The organism is Pseudomonas sp. S5F11, assembly GCF_019641515.1.
Taxonomy (GTDB): domain Bacteria; phylum Pseudomonadota; class Gammaproteobacteria; order Pseudomonadales; family Pseudomonadaceae; genus Aquipseudomonas; species Aquipseudomonas rhodesiae.
The window spans coordinates 729,820-750,032 of the sequence record NZ_JAIFJZ010000001.1 but is presented as its reverse complement, the minus strand read 5'-3'; the positions used below and the strand labels follow the sequence as shown (position 1 = coordinate 750,032).

Sequence of the window (20,213 nt, the reverse complement as noted above, 5' to 3'; positions counted from 1 at the left end):
AGCCGTGAAATGCCTGACCGGCATCACTTCAGGCCTTGGCCGCCATCGCGGTGACCTCCACGCGCATGCCTTCAACCGCCAGTGCCGCCACGCCAACCGCCGCGCGCACGGGCCAGGGCTTGGCGAAAAAGCGTTTGTAGACCTCGTTGAAGGCCGCGCGATCGGCCATATCCGTCAGATAAATGGTCAGGTGCATCACCCGATCCATGGAACTGCCGGCTTTTTCCAGGGCGACTTTCAGCGCTTGCAGCGTGCATTCGCTTTGCAGGGTGATATCCCCCAGTTCCAGGCTGCCGTCGGCACGGGTCGGGATCTGGGTCGACACCAGGATGCCGTTGAAGCCGACAACGTCGGAAGAAATGGACTCGGCATCCGGGTCCGGAGTGTAGGACAGATCGTGGTTGGCCATGGGCACCTCTGGTGGGCAAAAACACAAAGGCGCCATGGTCCTCGAAATCATTGGCCAGGGCAAACCGGGGGCTATGGCAATACGTTTTTTTGACGCCAGAAAATAAAAATTAAAGCCGCGTAAAGTCGCTAAAACTGGGGCCGATAGCTACTTTAGAAGCAGGTTCTCCGTACGGCAGAGGGTTCGTCATGTTCAATAACGCATTAAAAACAGAACTGGCGGCCAGGAAGGCCGAAGTCACCGAATACAAAGGGCTGAACGCCGCGTTGGAACGCTCAATGGCGGTGGTCGAATTCGACCTGAACGGCAAGGTGCTGCGGGCCAACGATAACTTTATGAAAACCATGGGTTATAGCGCCGATCAACTGGCCAACAAATCCCATCGCGACTTTTGTTTGCCTGCACTCACCAGCAGCCCGGCCTACAGTGAATTCTGGGCGGATCTGCGCGCCGGCAAATTCGTCTCGGGCACCTTCAAACGGGTGGGTTCCAACGGCAAAACCGTCTGGTTGGAGGCCAGCTACAACCCGGTGTTGGATGAACGTGGCCAAGTGCTGAAAGTCGTCAAGTACGCCTTGGACGTTACCAGCAAGGTCGAGCAGGAGGCCGCAACCCGCAGCAAACTCGCGGCGCTGGACCGGGCCATGGCGGTGATCGAGTTTGATTTGAGCGGCCACGTACTCGATGCCAATCCCAATTTCCTCAATGTCATGGGCTACTCCCTTGCCGAGCTCAAGGGCAAGCATCATCGCATGTTCTGCGAACCGAGCCTGGTCAACAGTGGCGAATACGCCGACTTCTGGCGTCGCCTGAACAACGGTGAATTTTTCACTGGGCAATTCAAACGCATCGGCAAACATGGCCGCCCAGTGTGGCTGGAAGCCAGTTATAACCCGGTCTATGACATCGACGGCACGCTGCTGAAAATCGTCAAGTTCGCCAGCGATATCACCGAGCGCGTGGAAAAATTCGAGGAAGACTCGCGCGGCGCCTCGCGTGCCTACCATATCTCTTCGGAAACCGAGCGGTTTGCCGAACACGGCACTCAGGTTATCCACGACACCGCCACGGAAATGCGCCGGATTGCCGAAAACATCGGCGCCTCCGCGCGATTGGTGGGGCAGTTGGGTGACCGTTCCGAGCAGATCACCGCCATCGTCAATACCATCCGCGGCATTGCCGACCAGACCAACCTATTGGCCCTCAATGCGGCCATCGAAGCGGCCCGCGCCGGTGACCAGGGTCGCGGCTTTGCGGTGGTGGCCGACGAGGTTCGCCAGTTGGCCGGTCGCACCAGCCGTTCCACGGCGGAAATCGCCGAGATGATCGGCATGATCCTGTCGGAAACCCGCGACGCGGTGAGCAGCATGAATGCCACCCAGGAGGGCGCGCAGCGTGGCGTCAACCTGGCGGATCAGGCGGGTTCGGTGATTCTGCAGATACGCACCAGCACCAGCGATGCCGTGAAGGCGGTGAGCATGTTTGCGTCGAAGCTGGATGAATCGGAAGTAATTCCGAAAACTGCGGTGGGCTGGGTTGGCTGACCGGGGGGCAGACCCGCGTGGGAGGAGGGGGGCAGCCCCCTCGATCCACCGGGTAGTTACTCTTTTACGTCCATGAATTCTTTGGCCCAGGCTACGTAGCTCTCGGGCAACGTGTAGGTGTGGGTCAACTCGGTGGCACTGAGGTTCGAAGTGCTGTGGGTCAGCTGGCGTTGGGCGCGCAGGCTGTCGTAGGTCGCCTTGATCGCCGCGAAGTACGCGCCATGGCCGGCCACGATGACCCGCACACCCAGACTGGCCAGGCGTTGCGCGTCGTTGAGTTTGGGATTGCCGTAGGTCACCAGCATCAACGGCACCGTGAGGTTTTCCGCAATTTTCTCCAAGTGCTCGAAGTCGCTGACGCCCACCATGCAGATGCCATCGGCACCGGCTTTCTGATAGGCCAGGGTGCGTTCGATCACCGCTTCGGTCGGTAATACGCCGGCGTTGGTGCGGGCAATGATCGACAGCTCTGGGTCAACCCGCGCTTCCAGCGCCGCGCGAACTTTACCGATACCTTCGTCTATGGAAATCAAATCCGTGGACTTGCGCCCGAATTGCGCCGGCAGCAGCGTGTCTTCGATGGTCAGCGCGGCGACGCCGGCACGTTCCAGTTCTTCAACGGTGCGCATCACATTCAGCGCATTGCCGTAACCGTGATCGGCATCGGCAATAAAGGGCAACTGCGCGACACGACCGATGCGGGTGGCTTGCTCAACGAACTCACTCAGCGTGATCAACGCAAAATCGGGGGCCGCCAGAACCTGCAACGAGGCCACGGAGCCGCCCAGGATACCGACCTCGAAACCCAGGTCGGCGGCAATCCTTGCCGACATCGGATCAAACACGGAAGCGGTTTCAACGCACGCAGGCGTTGCCAACAATTCACGAAAATTAACGCGCAAGGCTGAGTGGGACTTTTTTGGCATGATCTTTCCTGGTTGGGGCCATTGACGACATACGATCAATGCCTATTGGTAGACGTGTGAGACTACCACGTAGGAAAACGCGGGATTATGACGTTTGAGAATGGGGTATGCGGGAAGCACATAGGACGGGGTTGATGATTTAGATAGAAGACCCCGACATATAATTGAACAAGTGGGCGATGTCAGATGTTCATAAATCGTCGCTGGCCTCGTAGCCTATAGCCTGCGCAAATGCCGATGATTCGGTACGTACACTGGAGGCCGAGAAGGACAACGTCCATATCGAAGCGCTGGACCAGGGCAAGGGCCATGTGATCGTGATCCTGTCCTCTAAGGGGCGCGGCGCAAATGATTATGACGAGGTCACACGGTACCTGGCCGATGGGCAAACATGGGCATACTCCGCAGACCACTTAAGTGATAGTGATCGTGCTATCCGCATTCACGCAGTGAACTTGAACGGCAGAAGCGGGAACCCGTTCGATTATCGAACCCTGAATTCAATGGCTCAGGTACATGGGCTGAATGGGGCGTGCACCGGCTTCAATCGAGCAGGCGACTGACCTCACGCAGACGCGCGTCGTTCAGGTTCCCCGTCGACGCCAGCAGATTGAGCTGCGCGAGCAGAATCGCGTAGCGTTGCTGGGCCAAACGTTGCTGGGTGTCCGTGACTTTCTGCTGTGCGTCCAGTACCTCCGTGTTGATGCGCGCACCGGCCTCGAAGCCGTGGGTCACCGACGTGAGGTTGACCTGGCTGGATTTCAGCGCCTGTTTGAGCGCCTGGTATTGGCTCATGCCGCTGGTCACTTGCAGGTAGGCCTGGCGGGCCATCAGCCCGGCGCTGCGGCGCGCATCTTCGAGTTCATCCAGGGCTTTGCTCTGCAACGCATGGGCTTCGCGCACGCGGCTGCTGGTACGGCCGCCGCCATACAGTGGCACGCTCAGTTTGACCCCGACCACCGTCTGGTTATAACGATTCTCCGGCAGGGTGATGTCGTACACATCGCCGCCGACCGAGGCAAAACGGCCATGGGCGGCGATCAGGTCAAGGGTCGGCAAGTGGCCGGCTTGTTCCTTGTCGATGTCCATTTCGGCCAGGCGCTGGGCAATCTGCGCCCGCTGCACGGCGAGGTTGCCTTGTTGTGCGGTGGTGGCCCAGGCGCCGATCGCGGCGGGCACCGGAGCGCTGAACTGTGGCTCCTTGCCCGACCATGGGCGCGCCTGGGCGGCGGTCAATTGGGTGAGGGCTTCGGTGGCGATATCCAGCGCGCCGCGTGCGGCGATTTGCTCGGCGAAGGCCTGGTCGTATTTGGCCTGAACCTGTTCGAGCGCGTTGTGGGTGCTGGCGCCGTCGGCCAACAAACGCCGGGTGCGGTCCTGGCTCTCCTGCAGGGTTTGCAACTGTTGCGTGCGGGTGTTCAGCAGTTCCTGGTTAAGCAGTACGTTGAAGTAGGCGCGGGCGACACGCAGCATCAGGTCCTGGCGCGCCTGTTCGGTCTGCACCTCGCTGGCGCTGATCATCAGTTTGCTTTGGTCGTGGGCAACCACACTCTGCCAGCGCAACAGCGGTTGGGTGAGAACCACGGCATAGGCGTTGGTGTTATTGCGGTTGCGATGGTAGTCGGACGAATCCTCGGCATCGACCCACGCCGCGCCGCCGGTGACCGACAGGTCCGGTAACAGGTTGGCACGGCTTTGCGGTTCTTTTTCCGCGGTGGCCAATTGTTGCGCCTGTGCGGCGGCGAACTTCATGTCGTGGGTCAGCGCCTTCTGGTACAGCTGGTACAAGTCTTCCGCCGCCGCATTGGCCGGGCAGCAGGCGAGGCTGAGGCCGCACAGGAAAGTGAGCAGTGTGATCGGGTCGAGATGCAGCCCTGGAATACGCAAGGGGATGTGCTCCACTGGAGAAGTTATCGGCTGAGGGTGCTTCTGCGCATCATCAGCACCATGGGAATGCCGATGGCCATGACCGCGCCCAATGTGCCGAACAGCATGCTGAAGGCCAGCATTTGCGCTTGTTCACGCGCTTGCAGGTAAGGCATCAGGGCCAAGGCTTGTTGATGGCTTGCAAGGTTCAGGGACAGAAACAGCGGGTTGGATTCCACGCCGCCCCAGCCACTGGCAACCAGGCTGGACTCGGTCACATGCTCGGACAGCAGGCGATAGCGCTCCCACGAGAACCGCGTGAGCAGGGTCGCGGCAATGGCGATGCCGACGCTGCCGCCCAGCTGGCGCATCAGGTTGAGCACGCCCGAAGCGCCCGAGATCAACGTCAGCGGCAGACGGCGCATGGCCAGGTTGGTCAGCGGTACGAAGATCATGCCCAGGCCCAGGCCGCGAATCACCAGGGGCCAATAGAGCGTGTCCGGGTTGCTGTCGAGGGTGAACTGGGTGTGCAGGAACATCGCATAGCAGTACATGACGATGCCCAAGGTCACGAACACGCGCTCGTCGATCTTGTTTTCCTGGGACAGCTTGCCGATCACCAAGGTGCTGATGGCACTGGCCACCGCCCCGGGGAAAATCACCAGCCCGCTCTGGTACGCGCTCTGTGCCAGCAACGTCTGCAAAAACAGCGGCACCATGAATAACGTGCTGTACAGCCCGAAACCCACGCAAAACGCACAGATGCAGCCCATCACAAACTCGCGGTTCTGAAACAGCGCCACATTGACGATCGGGTTGGTCGCGCGCCGTTCCCACCAGAAGAACCCCACCAGGCTGAAGCTGCTGAGCAACAGGCAGGCAACCGTCCAGCTCGATTCCATCCAGTCCCAATGCTCGCCGCGCTCCAGCAGGATCTGCAGGCTGCCGACGCCCAGGGCCAGCAGGCAGAAGCCGCTGTAGTCGACGCTGCTGGGTTTGCTTTCATTGGCGGAGTCGCCGATGCACAGCCAGCACAGCAGCAGGGCCACAGCACCGATAGGCAGATTGATCAGGAATATCCAGTGCCAGGACAAGGTGTCGATCAGATAGCCGCCGACCGTGGGGCCCAACGTCGGCCCCATCATCACGCCAACGCCGTACAACGCCATGCCGCTGCTGACCTTCTCCTTGGGGAATACGTCGTAAATAATTGCCTGTGAGATCCCCAGCAACCCGCCGCCCGCCAAGCCTTGCAGTACGCGGAATGCCACCAGTTGCCAGAGTTCGGCGGAAAAGGCGCAGCCCACGGATGCCAGCACGAACAGCGCCGTGGAGACCAGGTAATAAGTGCGCCGCCCGAACCAGGCCGACAGCCAGCCGCTGACCGGCAGGATCACTACGTTGGCCACCACGTAGCCAGTGGACACCCAGGAGATTTCATCGACCGACGCCCCGTAGGTGCCCATCAGGCTGGGAATCGCCACGTTGACGATGGTCACGTCGAGCAGTTCCATCATCGACACCAGCGTCACGGTCAGCGCAATCAGATACGGCGACTTCATAACGTATGGCTGCCGTGCTGTTGCGTGGCGACTTCGACGAAGGCGCTCATGCCGGGGCTCAACAAGGCTTTGTAGTCATCCGGCACGTCTTTGAGGGCAATCCTGACCTGCACGCGCTGCACCACCTTGGTGAAGTTGCCGGTGGCGTTCTCTTGGGGCAGCAGTGAAAACTTTGCGCCGGTAGCCGGTGCGAGGCTCTCGACTACCCCGTCGAAAGCCTGCCCGGGAAACGCATCCACAGTGACCTTGGCCAATTGGCCGACCCGCACGCGCCCGACCTGGGTTTCCTTGAAGTTGGCGGTAATCCACAGCGGGTCGGTGGCAATCAGGCTCAACAGCTTCTGCCCGGCGACCACGAATTGGCCCGGCTCGACTTCTTTTTTCGAGACGATGCTGCGCACCGGCGCGGTCTGACGAGTGTCGTGCAGCTTGATCCGGGCCTGTTCAAGTTCGGCTTGCGCCGCCGCGATCCGGTAGTCCTGCACTTTCAGTTCGGCTTTGTTGGCCAAGGTGCTTTGCGCGGCAGCCTGGGCATTGCCGCGTGCCGCTTCCTGGGCGTGGCTCAGGGCGTCGAAACGCGCCTTGGCCACCTCGACATCCTGGGTGCTCAACACACCTTGGGCGCCCAGGCGGCGGGCGCGCCCGTAATCGTTGCGCGCCTGCTCCAGATTGGCGCTCGATTGTGCCAGCGCCGCTTGCGCCGCCTGGCGCATTGCGACCGCGCCGAGGACCTGGCTGTCCAACGCACCCGGACCGCCGCCGCGCCCTGCGGCGGCAAGCAACGCCTGCCATTGCGCCTCACGCTGCTCGACCTGGTATTGATATTCGCTGTCGCGGATCTGAAACAGCAGATCACCGCTTTGCACCGTGACGTTGTCTGTCACCGGCACGCTCATCACCACGCCCGAGAGCTTGGCGCGCACCGGAATGATCACGCCATCGAGCTCGGCGTTATCGGTACTCACGTACGCGTTGGAATACTGCCAACGCTGCCAGCCGAGCAGCAGTAACCCACCGACCACAACGCCGCACAGTGTCAGTTTTATCAATTTACCTTTGGTCATGTCCTGCTCCCTGTGGTCATGCGAGGCTTAGGCACTCAGGGCGGTCCGTGGAGTGTTGCGCTTTGTGCTGCAGAAAGTGATGCACGCCATCCCACAAATCGATGCGCGATTTGATCGCGGTCTTGGCGCTTTCGACCATGTGCTGGTGTTGCACAGGGGTGGTGACGATTTCAGCGATGATGCGTTTAGCGGCCGGGCCATGATCGTCGCCATCCATTTCGATGTGGCGCTTCAAGTAATAGGTGAGCATCGGCACCTCGGTTTCGCTGACCGACCATTGCGACAGCAGGCGTCCGAACATGTCGGGGATGATGTCTTCACGGCCAAAGAAGAAATACGCCAACACCGCTTCGGTGGTGCCGTGTTGCGCCACATCGAGCGTCTGGCACATGAACACTTTGGCCGCCAATGGGATATCGCGGTCGCTGAGGGCCTTGGCCAGCGGTTCCTTGGCCTGGATGGCCGCGAGGAAACGGCGGAATACCGAGCTGTCGGCGCCGATTTCATCCATGGCGGTCAGGTACAGGTCCAGGTGGCTGATAAAGCCGCCATTGGGGTGTTCGTCGGTTTCTTCCCCGACCACGATTTCATTGATCAAGCGCGCAGCCGTGATATGCGTTGGCGGTACCCACGGCAACTCCACACAGGTGAGGTCGCGCTGGATGCGCTTGAGCAGGGTCATGAAGTCCCATACGGCAAACACATGAAATTCCATCAGTGTGCGTACATCTTCAACGGTGCGGATATTGGCGAAAAGCGGATGGCCGAATAACTGGGCGCGCTCGGTTTCAATGTGGCGGTCGATATCAAAAGGCATAGCAGCTCCTGCGGCCTGATGGTTCAGGCCAAAATCCATGGGGAAAGTAAGGACCGTTCAGTCGTTCAGCGTGTCGCCACGGTAAGGATGGCGACCGGAGGCGTACTTGAAGGACGGTATGAAGCGTGTCTCCAGCAGGTATTGCCGGTCTGCATACCACCCCGCGTCCAGCAGTTGGCGGTGGACCTTGGGCAGGCGCCAGCACGGCACCGCTGGATAAAAGTGATGTTCCAGGTGAAAGTTCGCGCCGGCGTGCAGCCAGGTGCTCAGGCGCGAGGTGCGCGAGCGGGCAGGGGGCTGGTCATGGCCCTCGCTGAAGGCATGTTCCTGATAGGCATTAACTGCCGAGAGCAGGAACGCAACCGCCAGGCTCAAGGCAAACCCAAGCAGCAGCCCGTCGATCTGCCACAGGGCGACCGCGTAGACACTCAACCAGCCGACCTGGCACGCGATATTGCAACGCGCCAGTCGTCGCACCTGGGCTGCGCTCAAAGGCGAAGGCAAGGGCGATGGGCTGACCGGCGGGCCGAAAGCCAGGCGCAACGTCGCCTGCAGATAGTTCGAGGTGGCCAACAACCGTGACAGCGCAAGGCGGCTAAACAGGCTCCGATAACGCGAGAAGTGCCGATAGTCCGGGTCCTGTTCGCTGTTGCTGTAGCGATGGTGTTGCCAATGGTCGACGAAGTAACCGGTCACGCAGAATCCAGGCAGCAACGAACTGGTGAAAATGCCCAGGTAGCAACTGTGCATAGGCGTGCTGCTCAGGTTGAAATGGAAACCTTCATGCCCGAGGATCGCTTGCAGAAACCACCCGTACCCGGCCAGCACCCAAAGGGGCGAGCACAGCAACACCCACAGGGTGGCGGCCGTGTTCGCCACCCACACAAACAGCGCGAGGGGCAGCAGGAAGAGGCACAAGGCGTAACCGATGATCAACAAGGACTCACCCGACCGGGCCTTGAACAAGGCCCGATCGAGGCGGACCTGAGGCTTGCTGTGGAGTTGTCTGGCCATTGGCAACGCGTTACTCGATCAGTTCAGGTTTGAGCGCGAGGTGCCCGCCGCGGGTCAGCGTGCGCAGGCGCAGGGCGATAAAGGCGTCGACCACACTTGGTGCGATACGCGCGGTGTACATGGCCAGCGTGCCCATAAAGGTCAGCCCGCGGTTGCGCAGGCCGTCTTTTTGGCAGGCGCGAACCAGGCCATCGGCGGCGGCATCGAGTTTCTCTTCGAGAGACAGCAGGGTCCTGTCACCCCACATGAACGTCACCAGGCGCTTGACCGACAAACCCACGCGCTGGGCGGGCAAGTGAATGGCGGTGTCGATAAAGCCCGGGTACACGGTGACCACGTCGAGCTGCCCGCGATATTGCATGCGCAGCACGTCCGAATAAGCACTCAGCGCGCGTTTGCTGGCAGCGTATGCGGCCACATAAGGCGCGTTCACCAGGGCAAACAGCGACGACACGTTGACCACTTTGCCGCGCTTGCGCAGCAACCCCGGCAGGAACCCGGCCACCAGTTGCCATGGCGCGAACAGGTTCACATCCACCGCGCGGGTGACTAAGTCGGTGACGCCGGTTTCGCCGCGTTCCAGGGTCAGGGTGCCGGCGTTATTCACCAGGATATCGATGTCGCCGAAGTCGGTGCTGATGGCACCAATCACCTGCGTCAGCGCCGTTCTGTCACACAGGTCGACTTGATAAAACCCATCCAGCAACCCGGGCTCTTGTGGCGCAAGAATGTCCAGGCCGATCACGGTGGCGCCCTGTTTTTTCAATGTGCAGGCCGCCGCGTAACCGAGGCCGCGCGCGGTTCCGGTGATCACGACGATTTTTCCGAGCAGGTTCATGGGTGCGCTCCGGCGATGCTGAAGGTTGAGTGGGACAAGTAGGTGTCGAGGTTGCTCGCCATCGAGATCTTCGCCGGCGGGTGAAACTGCAGGCCACGGCAGGCCATCAACCAGTTCGAACTCTGGTTGCTGGTGATAAACGCCATCCCACCGAGCATTGCGTGGGCCTGGTCCGAAAGCTCGGTGAGCAGTTGTTCGATGCCGTAGCGCACCAGCAGCAGGCGGGCCAGCACGTTCGGCAGGTCCTGCGGGTTGCGTTCGATATCCAGCGCCGCGCCTTCCAGGGCACTGATCGCCAGTTGCAGCTGAGCCGCCAGCTCCACGCGGTGATGGGGCGTCCAGCGCCCGGCCTCGATCACAGACTCGACCAAACCGGCGCAGACCCCCACGTAGGACGCGCAAATCAACAGCTCGAACCAGATGAAACCGACGGTTTGCACGTCGCCCAACAGGTGTTTGTAGCCGGCGGAAAACAACATGCGTTCGGGCACGAAGACTTCGTTGAGGCGCACCTCGATGCTCTCGGCGGCGGCCAGTGCGCTGTTCTGCCAGAACGGCGACCGCGTGATGCCCGGTGCATTCGCCGGAATCAGTGCGACCATCAGCTCTTCGCCCTCGGCGGTCTGGCGGGTGTAGCTGGCGGTGAGCAAGTCCATCGACTGCCCGAGGCAGCAGGGCTTTTTGCTGCCACTGAGCAATACACCTTCAGGGGTTTGCAGCGCCTGCATGTTCGAATCGAGAATGCCGGCACCCGAGTTGCCTTCGGCAAACCCCGAGGACAGCAGCAAGCGCTTTTGTGCGACCGCCGCCAACAACAAACCTTCGGCACCGCCGCCGTTCTGGGTGAGGGCCAACAGGCTCGCCACGGAAAACTGATGCATGGTGCTGGCCACCGCCAGCGAGGGTGAGCGCGCGCCCAGGGCGATCTGCACATGCACGGCATCAAGGATGCCCGCGCCCAACCCGCCCGCGGCACGGTTGACCAACAGGCCGACCGGCCCTTGTTGCTTGAACAGGGCGATGACTTCGCTAGGCGGCGCTTCGCGTTCGGCGAATGCGATGCTCGCCAGGCGTTCGTCAAAACCTGGGGCGTAGCTGTGCAGCAAGGCACGCGAGCGATTCAACAGTGAAAGGGACATGGTTCAGGCCTTCAAGTAACTCGCCGGGAACAGACCGGTGATGATCGAGTGAATGTTGTCGCGGATGGCTTTGTGGGCCACGGGGTCGAGCATGTCGGCGAGCATCGGCAGGCCCAGGTCAAAGCGCGAGGCGAAGGTGATGACCGCGTCTTTGCCGTCCGGCAGTACTTGCCAGGTTCCGGAGAAGTGATCGACATCGCCGCTCATTTGCTCGAAGTGGATTTCCCGGGTCTGGGTATTGAACGTGTCACGCTCCTGCCACTTGAGAATGCCGCTGTGGAAATTGACTTCCCAGGAAGTGAACGACACCTGCTCGCTGACCTTATTGATCGTGATATTGCGCACCGACTCGCACAGCTCGACGTAGTTGCTGAAGTCGCTGATCACGGCAAAGACTTCATCAGCGCAGGCACTGGGGATATGGGCCAGTACGTTGACTTCTTGCATGGGGGAAACTCCAATCAAAGGGATGGTATTGAGGTGGTCAGCGCGTGGGCGAACCCCTCGATCAACCGATTGCAATCCTGGGCTGTCAGCAGCGGGGAAGGCGTGAGCCTGACGACCCGGTGGTCATTGAGCGAGTGGCACACAATGATTTGCTGTTCGATCAGGGCCATGACCATGTTCGCGGCGACCGAGGCGTCGCTGAATTCAAAGCCCAGCAACAAGCCGGCACTGCGCAACTTGACGCGCTCGACCAGGCCCCTCTGCTGCAACAGCGCGCTGAAGCGGGCGCGCAGGTCCTGGCCCATCAGCCGGGCACGTTCCACGAGGTCTTCCTGCACCATCACTTGCAACGTGGCCTGCACGGCCGCCATGGCCAGCGGGTTGGCGCCGAAGGTCGAGGTATGCACCGTGGGGTTGCGGTTGAACGGCGCGTAAATTGCCGCGCTGGCGACCATGGCACTGACCGGCACGCAGCCACCGGACAGGCTTTTGCCCACCAGCATGATGTCGGGCACCACCTGTTCCTGGTCGCATGCCCACCAATGGCCGGTACGGCCCATGCCGGACTGGATTTCGTCGATGATCAGCACGGCGCCGTACTGGTCGCACAGTGCGCGGACACGTGTCAGGTAGCCTGGCGGCGCGAGGATCACACCCGCTTCGGCCTGGATCGGTTCGAGAATCACACAGGCCTTGTCCGGCGAAGCGCGCAATTGCTGTTCCAGCGCGGCGCTGTCGCCGAAGGGGACGAACGTGCTTTCACTAAGCAGGCCGCTGAACGGCTCGCGGTAGCTTTCGCGGCCGGTGACGGCGAGTGCGCCGAGGGTCTTGCCGTGGAAGCCGCCGAGGGTCGACAGCGTGCGGCGACAGCCGTTGAGCCGGGCGAGTTTCAGGCCGGCTTCGGTGGCCTCGGCACCTGAGTTGCAAAAGAACACATAGTCCAGGTTGCCAGGGCAATGCGCAGCCAGGGCTTGCGCGGCGAAAGCCTGTTGCGGGTTGAGCAACAGCTTGCTGGCCAGGGCGTTTTGCTGCAGCTGCCGGGTGACGGCCGCCACCACCACCGGGTGGCCGTGGCCGAGGAAAAATACGCCATAGCCGCCGGCATCCAGGTACTTGCGGCCTTGGCTGTCGTAGATATAGACGCCATGGCTGGACTGTTCGATCGGCAAATTCATCAACGACGCGAGGCGCGCATACCCTGAGTTCACGTGCCGGCGGAAGTACTGGTCCACCTGTGCGGCGTCGGCTGCGGGTTCGGTAAGAAGCGGGTTCATGCGACTGACGCCTGTGCGACGGTTGGCATCGGCTGCTTGAGCATGCGCGTCAACGCGCCCAGCTTGGGCGCCAAGTGGTTGAGCGAGAGCAGTAACTCACGGCTGACATCCCGTGCGCTGAACGCCGGCTCGCCGAGTAACTCAGGGAGTGACGTGGGCAGCGGTGTACGCAGGCAGGCATAGCGACACAGCTGGTTGGCGCGGCCCAGCGCGGCCTGGATATTGCCGGTCAGTGCCGGGAGGAACACTGGGCGGATCAGCCGCTCATAAATATCCGGCGCCATGCAGCGCGGCCGGGTGAAGGCTTGGGCTTGGGCTTCCATGGAATGGCACATCAGGTCCAACAGGCCGTTGAGATCAAGCGCCTGCGGGCCACTGGTGAGAAAGTAGTCTGCGCCGATCAAGCGCTGGCGCAACGCGTTGGCAATCGCCCGCGCCGCCACGTCACGGGCGATCAAGTCGATATACCCGGCAGGCGGGCAGGGCACGATAGGCAGCACGCCGGACATCATCAGCCCCATGGTCATATGAAACCCCTGGAAGTTGGGCATGTGCCCGCTGTCCGAGTCGCCGATGATGATGGAGGGACGAAAGATCGAAACATCGATACCCGCTGAGCGCACCAGCGTTTCAGCCTGGCGCTTGGCGACTTCGTAAGGCGTTTCTGCTTGCACGCCTTCGTAGTAGTCGCACGGATGGGTGAAGGCGGTGCTGATGTGGTAAAGCGGCACGTTCGCTTGCTGGACAAAGTTCACGACGTTTTCGGTGCCGAGGTAGTTCACCGAAAAAATCTGGTCGATATCGCCATCCATGCGGGTCACCGCTGCGGCGTGGATCACCCAATCGACACGCTTGAGCAGCGCTTCATAATCGCCGACGTCCAGCCCCAGTCGCGGGCTGCATATATCGCCCTTGAGCACCTCCACTCGCGGGTGGCAAATGCGGCTTTTACGCGCCAGGCATACCAGGTCAAAGTCCTCTGCCAGGCAGTCGATCAGTGATTCACCGAGTACGCCTGAGCCCCCCGTGAGAAGGACGGTTAATTTTTGCTGTTCTGACATGTAGGACGCTTCCTGCGGACTCATCGAAAGAATTAACGGTGCGTTCCGCCAAATCCCGGGCACGGATACCCCTGGCGAACACTCTTGCATTCACTGTCGGTAGCGCTGAGGTGCTGTGTGAGGCCGGCAATCAGCGCTTATCGTTTTCGCGAATAAGATGCGATCGATATTGGCTTTTTGATATCAATGCGTCTTGAACGAAACGCTTGTCTTTCGCAAAACCCTGGCAGCGGTGCGGGGCGTCATACCAATCATGCGGCGCATGATGCGGGCCAAGTGCGCCTGGTCGGAAAAGCCGCCATCGGCGGCGGCATCCGACAAGGTGGAACCGTCAGCGAGGGATTTGGACGCGCGCTCGAGTTTGTTCCAGATGATCCATTGGGACAGCGACACGCCCATCTGGTGCGTGGCGACATAGCGCAAGCGCGGGCTGGACAGGCCGACCGCACTCGCGGCGCGGCTGACGGAGCCCGGACCGTCGCGGTCCAGGCGCAGAATGTTCAAGGCCTTGTAGAGGCGTTGGTCGATGGGCGACGTAATCGCCAACAAGCGCCCCAGCGCTTCCACAAACTGAGACAGGGAGCTGGAGTGGCGAAAGCACTCGAGCAGTTCGTCACTGGCCAGGGCGATGCCATTGTCTTGCAGCAACGCGTTGAGCGCACGCCCCAACGGGGTATCCGGGTTGACGTAGACAAAGGCCACCGGATGAATTTCGGGCACGGCGCGGTGCTCGACATTGGGCCCGATGATCACGCCGGCCGCGCGGATCGACTGGCCTGGCAGCTCCAGGGTGACGGGCTGGTGTACGCCGATGCACAGCTGAATGGCAACATGGGAGTGGGCAGTGTTCTGATCCGCGCGGCCAATGTAGCCGGCCCATGAATCACCAAAGGTAACGTTGCCATCCCACATGTAAGGTCTTCCTGACTCAGAGGGTGAATTTTCCGTGTGCAGGGTAGGCCTGCGCCGGCCTTGATTCAAGCATCGGGCAGCGGGTTATACCTGCAACGCGGCGCGCATGCCCGCCAATTTGATGCAGGTTTCGTCGTATTCGCTGGCAGGGTCGGAGTGTTCGACGATGCCACAGCCGGCAAATAGACGGGCTTGGTTGTCGTTGAGCAAGGCGCTGCGCAAACCGACGATGAATTCGCCGTTGCCGTGGGCATCCAGCCAGCCTAACGGCGCCGCGTACCAGCCACGGTCAAAGCCCTCGAATTGGCGAATATGCTCCAGCGCCTGGCCGCGTTCATGGCCGCCGACGGCGGGCGTCGGGTGCAGGACTGCGACCATGTCCAGCAAACTGCTCTGCGGGCGCAGTGCGCCTTCGATCAGCGTCGCCAAGTGCTGCACGCGGCTGAGCCGCTTTATGTGCGGCGCAGGGGGAACGTGCAACGGGCGTACCCAGGGCGCCAGGTCACGCTGAATGATCTGCACCACCACGGCATGCTCATGCTGGTTCTTCTGGCAGCCGAGCAGCGTTTGCGCCAGTTGCGCATCCTGCTCCGGGCAGGGATCGCGCCGGGCTGTGCCCGCCAGCGCCAGGGTTTGCAGGTGACCGTTGTGCAGCTTGACCAGGCGCTCTGGGGAGGCGCCGATAAAACACGCGTGGTGGCGTCGAAACGCGAACAAGTACGCCGTGGGGTCATTGATTGCCAGGGCAGCCAAGGTGCGCCCGGGACTGATAGGCCGGGAAAATTCGCTGACCACTTCCCGCGCCAGCACCACCTTGTTCAACGCGGTGTCGCGCAACACGTCCAGGGCATGCGCGACTTTGCTTTCCCAGCAGGCCCGCGGCAGGCTCTGGTCGCGGGTGTGCTGCCGTGCAGCCGTCGGAGGCGCGCCGCTGACGTAGCGATCCATCAGCGTGTTCCACTCCTTCAGTACGTGCTCGCAACAGCAACGTGCCGCATCGCTGGGCGCGACGCGCTGTTGGCACACCAGCCAACAGTCTGCACCGTCGCGCACCAGCAATAGCGTCATCAGCCACAGGGACGCATCGCCAAAACCCTGCCAGGCGGGGCTGGCCTTGACCTGATGATCGAACCGAAAGCCGCCGCACACCGAAGGCGCCAGCGGGCCGTGTATCACCGCGCTTTGCAGCCAGTGTCGCCATTGCGCATCGACCGAGGCAAAACGCTGAGGGCCCGCACTGCTCAGTTCCGCCGCCACCCCCCAGCCGAACAGGCTTTTATCGTCTTCCGGCGCCCGCCAGAACAGGCACTCGGCGCCAGGTTGGTCGACGCTGCCAAACAGTGCCAGCAAGTCCAGCGGGGCGATCCTCATCGAGTAACTGGCCAACACCGGCTCACCTTGTTCGACGGCACGCCGCTGGGCGTGCTCGAACACCTCGGTCATCCCCTCGGCATGGGCGTGCAACTGTGCAAAGGCCCTCATGCCAGCGTTCTCATCGCGCGCCAGTGCAACACTTGCTGGCCGATGTACCAATGGATGATCTGGGCAAACAGGGTTTCGACGAAGTGCGGGTCCAGCCCGGCCTGCTCGGCCCACTCGCGGCGTTGCGGGAGCATCTGGGCAACGCGTTCGGGCGCGGCGATGCTGCTTTCGGTCGGCTTGAAGCGCGCGGCGGCTTTGACGTAAGCCATGCGTTGGCGCATGAGGTCGATGATCTGGTGGTCCAGTGAATCGATGGCGTGACGAATGTCCTGCAGGCCATCACAGGCGTCGGGGGTTTTCATTGACAGGTTTCCTTCAAGGAGGGCGATGGGGTCGACAGCGTCGCGACGATGGCGTCGATGAGTGCCTGGCGCTGTTCGACCAGGTAAAAATGTCCGCCTTGCCAGCGCTGCAGGTGCAGTGGCCGGTGGCTGGCGGCTTGCCAGGCCATGGCTTCATCAAGCTCGATTTCCGGGTCTTGCTCGGGGTAGAACACCCCGATGTGGCTCTTGAGTGGCCGCGGTTGTGCGCAGGTGTAGGTTTCAACGATGCGGTAATCGTTGCGCAAGCCGGGCAGGAACAATTCGCACAGGGCCGGGTTCTCCAGCAACGCATTGGGGCGCTCGGCCAGGCGCCGCACATCGTCCAGCAAGGCCGCGTCGGGGCCCAGGTGCAACTGCCCGCCGCGTTGGCGCTGCGGCGCCGGGTGGGCGGACACGAACAGATGGTCGACGGCGATTGCCCGTTGTTCCAGGCGCGTCGCCACTTCATACGCCACCACCGCGCCCAGGCTATGGCCGAACAACACCAGCGGCCGGTCGGCGTAACACGACAACGCGTGCGCGGCACCGTCGGCGAGGCGCTGCATGTCGGTCAGGCACGGCTCGCTGAAACGGTCTTCGCGGCCCGGGTATTGGATGGCCAAGAGGTCGATGTCGGCGGGCAGGGCGTGGACCCAGTCGCGGAAGAAACTCGCACTGCCCCCGGCATGCGCGAAACACACCCATCGCCAGCGTGGCATGGGCGTGAGTCGATAAGCGCGTACCCAGCGTTTGTCGTGCAGGCTCACGAAGCGGCACTCTGCAGCCAGGCCTGGCGCAGGCGCTCGCGCAGGTCCTTGCGGCTGACTTTGCCCACGCCGGTGTGCGGGAAGTGTGCGACGAACTCGATACGATCCGGCACCTTGAACGCCGCCAGGCCGTGGCCGCGCAGGTAATGCTTGAGTGCGAAGGCCGAGGGCGCCGGGTCACGCGCGACGATAAAGGCACAGGTGGATTCGCCGAGCACAGCATCCGGCATCGCCACCAGTGCGGCGTCGTGTACCTGGGGATGGCCGATCAGCAGGTTTTCCACTTCTTCGGCAGCGACTTTTTCACCGCCGCGGTTGATCTGGTCCTTGTCACGACCTTCGACCACCAGGTAACCGTCGGCGGTGCGCCTGACCCGATCACCGCTGCAATAGAATCCATCGGCGGTGAACGCCCGGGCATTGTGTTCGGGCAGGCGATAGTAGCCGCGAATGGTGTAGGGGCCGCGCACTTGCAGTTCACCCACCTCTCCCTCGGGCACCGGTTGGCCCTGTTCATCGACAATGCGTACTTCGTCATCGGCGCTCAGCGGACGGCCCTGGGTATGCAGCAGCAGATCCGGGCGGTCATCCAGGCGGGTAAAACACAACAACCCCTCGGCCATGCCCAGCACTTGTTGCAAGGTGCAGCCCAGCGTCGGCGTGACCCGTTCTGCCGCGCTGCTGAGCAATTTCGCACCGCCCACTTGCAGCACGCGCAGGCTGGACAGGTCGGCCTGGCGCTGGTCCTGGGCGTCCAGCCAGAGCATCGCCAGCGGCGGCACCAAGGCGGTCACGGTGACCCGCTGCTCGCTGATCAGCGCAAAGCAGGACTCCGGGTCCGAGCGGCGCGTACACACCACGCGCCCACCGGCCAGCAGGGTGCCGATAACACCCGGGCAACACAGGGTGAAGTTATGGGCCATGGGCAACGCGGTGAGGTAAACGGTGCGCGCATCCAGTTCGCAGACTTCGCTGCTGGCGCGCACGTTATAGAGGTATTCGGCGTGCCGCCTCGGGATCAACTTTGGCGTGCCGGTGGTGCCTCCCGACAGCTGGAAACACGCCACGGCGTCGGCGCGACCGGCGTCCCGTTCCAGCGGCGCGCTGTTGTAAAGCTCACTCAACACGGTGAACTCCTGCGCATCGCCGTCGATCACCACGTGGCGCAACAGCGGGTTGGCAGCGGCCAGTCGGCGCGCCATCGAGCGGCAATCAAAGCCCTCTAATTGAGCGCAGCCGATGTAGGCCGAGGCCTGGGCAAACCCACAAAACCCGCCGATCTCATGTTGACGGTGGGCGGGCAGGGCGAGGATCGGCCGGGCGCCCAGGCGGAACAACGCAAAGCACACTTCGATAAACGCAGTGCCGTTGGGCAAGTGCACCACCACATTGTCGCCCTCTGCGATCCCTTGCGCGTGCAAACCGCCAGCCAGGCGCCGACAGCGGTCTGCCAGGCTGCGGTAATTGAGGTGCAAGGGGCCGTCGGTTATCGCGATGGCCGATGGGTTGCGCGCGGCGACCGTATCGAGGGCCTGAGCGAAGGTCTGGTCTTGCCAGTAACCGGCCTGGCGGTAGCGTTCGGCGAACGCGGCAGGCCAGCCGGGCGCGTCGCCAACGCTGTCTGAATCGGGTGCGCAGGTGTGCAATGACATGGAATCCCCTATTTGTAGAAATAATTGGCTACAAACGTCTAAATGAGATCTATTATCATTGTCCTTCGCCGAGCGCTTCTCAACGCCAAGGCTTTCGGACCTGTGACTTTTTCATTAGATGAAATACACCGCGGCTATAAACAGGGAGGTTTACGGTTTAAAAGCCTCCTCCTCATTCAGGTCAGGCCCCGCGTAATGGCCTCAGGATCAAGGGAAAACCCAATGACTATTACGATCATCGCCCCCAGTCGACAAGAGACGCAGGCCGAACCCAAGGGCAACCAACCCGGAACGGTCTATCTGGACCCGCACATGACCCTGGTCACCGGCACGTTGTGGTCAGACAGTGAAAACTGGGTCGAGGACCCGCTGGAGCGCGGCCTCAAGTTGATTCTGGTGCAAAGTGGCGAGCTGTCGTGCCGCATCCCCGGGCACAGCGAGCAGTCGATCAAGGGGCCGAGCCTGTGCACCATCGTCAACGATGGCGAGTTCACCTCGTCGCAGATCTACGGCACCACCACACCACTGCGCTACACCATCGTCCAGCTGGACCTCGAATCCCTCGACCGCCACCTCGGCCTGGCCCCGCGCAAGCTGCTCAGCAGTGGCGGCGGCGACCCGTACATGATGGTGCGCCCGGCTCCGCGCGCGATGCAGGCACTGGCCACGCAAATTGCAACATGCCCGATGCAGGGCCCGAGCCGCTCGTTGTACCTGGGTGGCAAGGCGCTGGAATTGACCGCGTTGAGCGCGCAGTTCCTGCTCGGTGAGCGCGGGCAGCCTGAGCATAAGCTGCGCATCACCTCGTCGGATGTGGAGCGTGTACACGCCGCCCGGGACCGTCTGGTGCGCTCGCTGCTCGAACCGCCCAGCCTGAACGCCCTGGCCAGCCACGTGGGCATGAGCCCGCGCAAACTGACGGCGGGGTTTCGCAAAGTGTTCGGTACCAGCGTGTTCGGCTACCTGCACGAACATCGTCTCAACGAAGCCCACCGCATGCTCAGCGACGAGGAAAGCAATGTGTCTACCGTCGCCTATGGCGTGGGATTCAGCCCGGCGCATTTTTCCATCGCCTTTCGCAAACGCTACGGTGTATCGCCCAGCGAAATCCGTTGATCACGGCACGGTGTCTCTGAA

At 61.9% G+C, this 20,213-nt stretch carries 19 protein-coding genes; 2 read left to right on the top strand and 17 right to left on the bottom strand.

Features of this window, described 5'->3' with window-relative positions; all coding sequences use genetic code 11:
- Positions 1 to 28: 28 nt before the first annotated feature.
- Positions 29 to 409 (bottom strand): RidA family protein, encoded by a 381-nt coding sequence (locus K1567_RS03260; protein ID WP_034097850.1) that lies wholly within the window; start codon positions 407 to 409, stop codon positions 29 to 31.
- A gap of 188 nt (positions 410 to 597) precedes the next feature.
- Between K1567_RS03260 and K1567_RS03255 the strand changes: the two genes are divergently transcribed.
- Positions 598 to 1,953 carry a PAS domain-containing methyl-accepting chemotaxis protein gene (locus K1567_RS03255; RefSeq protein WP_034097852.1) on the top strand — a complete coding sequence of 452 codons (1,356 nt, stop codon included), beginning with the start codon at positions 598 to 600 and terminating at the stop codon, positions 1,951 to 1,953.
- Between the two features lie 56 nt (positions 1,954 to 2,009).
- Here the strand turns inward: K1567_RS03255 and K1567_RS03250 are convergent, their stop codons facing one another.
- From K1567_RS03250 to K1567_RS03175, 16 genes are all read right to left on the bottom strand, one after another.
- Positions 2,010 to 2,879 carry an oxaloacetate decarboxylase gene (locus K1567_RS03250; protein WP_034097854.1) on the bottom strand — a complete coding sequence of 290 codons (870 nt, stop codon included), beginning with the start codon at positions 2,877 to 2,879 and terminating at the stop codon, positions 2,010 to 2,012.
- Positions 2,880 to 3,422: 543 nt separating this feature from the next.
- Positions 3,423 to 4,766: a TolC family outer membrane protein gene (locus K1567_RS03245; RefSeq protein ID WP_052229565.1), complete on the bottom strand. Its 1,344-nt coding sequence runs from the start codon at positions 4,764 to 4,766 to the stop codon at positions 3,423 to 3,425.
- Positions 4,767 to 4,789: 23 nt separating this feature from the next.
- On the bottom strand, positions 4,790 to 6,307 hold the full coding sequence (locus K1567_RS03240; RefSeq protein WP_220698128.1) for a DHA2 family efflux MFS transporter permease subunit: 1,518 nt from the start codon (positions 6,305 to 6,307) through the stop codon (positions 4,790 to 4,792).
- The gene (locus K1567_RS03235) at positions 6,304 to 7,371 is read right to left on the bottom strand and encodes an HlyD family secretion protein (protein WP_034113704.1); all 1,068 of its coding nucleotides are present in this window, start codon (positions 7,369 to 7,371) and stop codon (positions 6,304 to 6,306) included. Before K1567_RS03235 ends, K1567_RS03240 begins: the two co-directional genes overlap by 4 nt.
- A gap of 16 nt (positions 7,372 to 7,387) precedes the next feature.
- The gene (locus K1567_RS03230) at positions 7,388 to 8,188 is read right to left on the bottom strand and encodes a DUF3050 domain-containing protein (protein WP_034097860.1); all 801 of its coding nucleotides are present in this window, start codon (positions 8,186 to 8,188) and stop codon (positions 7,388 to 7,390) included.
- Between the two features lie 57 nt (positions 8,189 to 8,245).
- Positions 8,246 to 9,202, bottom strand: a complete 957-nt coding sequence (locus tag K1567_RS03225; RefSeq protein WP_034113708.1) for a fatty acid desaturase — start codon at positions 9,200 to 9,202, stop codon at positions 8,246 to 8,248.
- Between the two features lie 10 nt (positions 9,203 to 9,212).
- Entirely contained in the window at positions 9,213 to 10,040 is an 828-nt protein-coding gene (locus K1567_RS03220) for an SDR family oxidoreductase (RefSeq protein ID WP_040268326.1), read from the bottom strand.
- Complete coding sequence (locus tag K1567_RS03215) at positions 10,037 to 11,179, bottom strand: acyl-CoA dehydrogenase family protein (protein WP_034113710.1); 1,143 nt, start codon at positions 11,177 to 11,179, stop codon at positions 10,037 to 10,039. The genes K1567_RS03220 and K1567_RS03215 overlap by 4 nt, the downstream gene beginning before the upstream one ends.
- A 3-nt stretch (positions 11,180 to 11,182) precedes the next feature.
- Positions 11,183 to 11,626 (bottom strand): type II toxin-antitoxin system RatA family toxin, encoded by a 444-nt coding sequence (locus tag K1567_RS03210; RefSeq protein ID WP_034097867.1) that lies wholly within the window; start codon positions 11,624 to 11,626, stop codon positions 11,183 to 11,185.
- A 14-nt stretch (positions 11,627 to 11,640) separates the two neighbouring features.
- Positions 11,641 to 12,900: an aspartate aminotransferase family protein gene (locus K1567_RS03205; protein ID WP_220698127.1), complete on the bottom strand. Its 1,260-nt coding sequence runs from the start codon at positions 12,898 to 12,900 to the stop codon at positions 11,641 to 11,643.
- Positions 12,897 to 13,961 (bottom strand): SDR family oxidoreductase, encoded by a 1,065-nt coding sequence (locus K1567_RS03200; RefSeq protein WP_052202214.1) that lies wholly within the window; start codon positions 13,959 to 13,961, stop codon positions 12,897 to 12,899. The genes K1567_RS03205 and K1567_RS03200 overlap by 4 nt, the downstream gene beginning before the upstream one ends.
- 183 nt (positions 13,962 to 14,144) lie before the next feature.
- The gene (locus K1567_RS03195) at positions 14,145 to 14,873 is read right to left on the bottom strand and encodes an AraC family transcriptional regulator (RefSeq protein ID WP_034097871.1); all 729 of its coding nucleotides are present in this window, start codon (positions 14,871 to 14,873) and stop codon (positions 14,145 to 14,147) included.
- A gap of 84 nt (positions 14,874 to 14,957) precedes the next feature.
- The gene (locus K1567_RS03190; protein WP_220698126.1) at positions 14,958 to 16,355 is read right to left on the bottom strand and encodes an isochorismate synthase; all 1,398 of its coding nucleotides are present in this window, start codon (positions 16,353 to 16,355) and stop codon (positions 14,958 to 14,960) included.
- A complete protein-coding gene (locus K1567_RS03185; protein ID WP_017849081.1) occupies positions 16,352 to 16,657 on the bottom strand; it encodes an isochorismate lyase in 306 nt (101 codons plus the stop codon). Before K1567_RS03185 ends, K1567_RS03190 begins: the two co-directional genes overlap by 4 nt.
- Positions 16,654 to 17,424 (bottom strand): thioesterase II family protein, encoded by a 771-nt coding sequence (locus K1567_RS03180; protein ID WP_034097874.1) that lies wholly within the window; start codon positions 17,422 to 17,424, stop codon positions 16,654 to 16,656. The genes K1567_RS03185 and K1567_RS03180 overlap by 4 nt, the downstream gene beginning before the upstream one ends.
- Positions 17,421 to 19,076 carry a (2,3-dihydroxybenzoyl)adenylate synthase gene (locus tag K1567_RS03175; RefSeq protein WP_034113719.1) on the bottom strand — a complete coding sequence of 552 codons (1,656 nt, stop codon included), beginning with the start codon at positions 19,074 to 19,076 and terminating at the stop codon, positions 17,421 to 17,423. The genes K1567_RS03180 and K1567_RS03175 overlap by 4 nt, the downstream gene beginning before the upstream one ends.
- 222 nt (positions 19,077 to 19,298) lie before the next feature.
- Here K1567_RS03175 and K1567_RS03170 point away from each other — a divergent pair, with 222 nt between their 5' ends.
- Positions 19,299 to 20,192 (top strand): AraC family transcriptional regulator, encoded by an 894-nt coding sequence (locus K1567_RS03170; RefSeq protein ID WP_017849084.1) that lies wholly within the window; start codon positions 19,299 to 19,301, stop codon positions 20,190 to 20,192.
- Positions 20,193 to 20,213 lie beyond the last annotated feature (21 nt).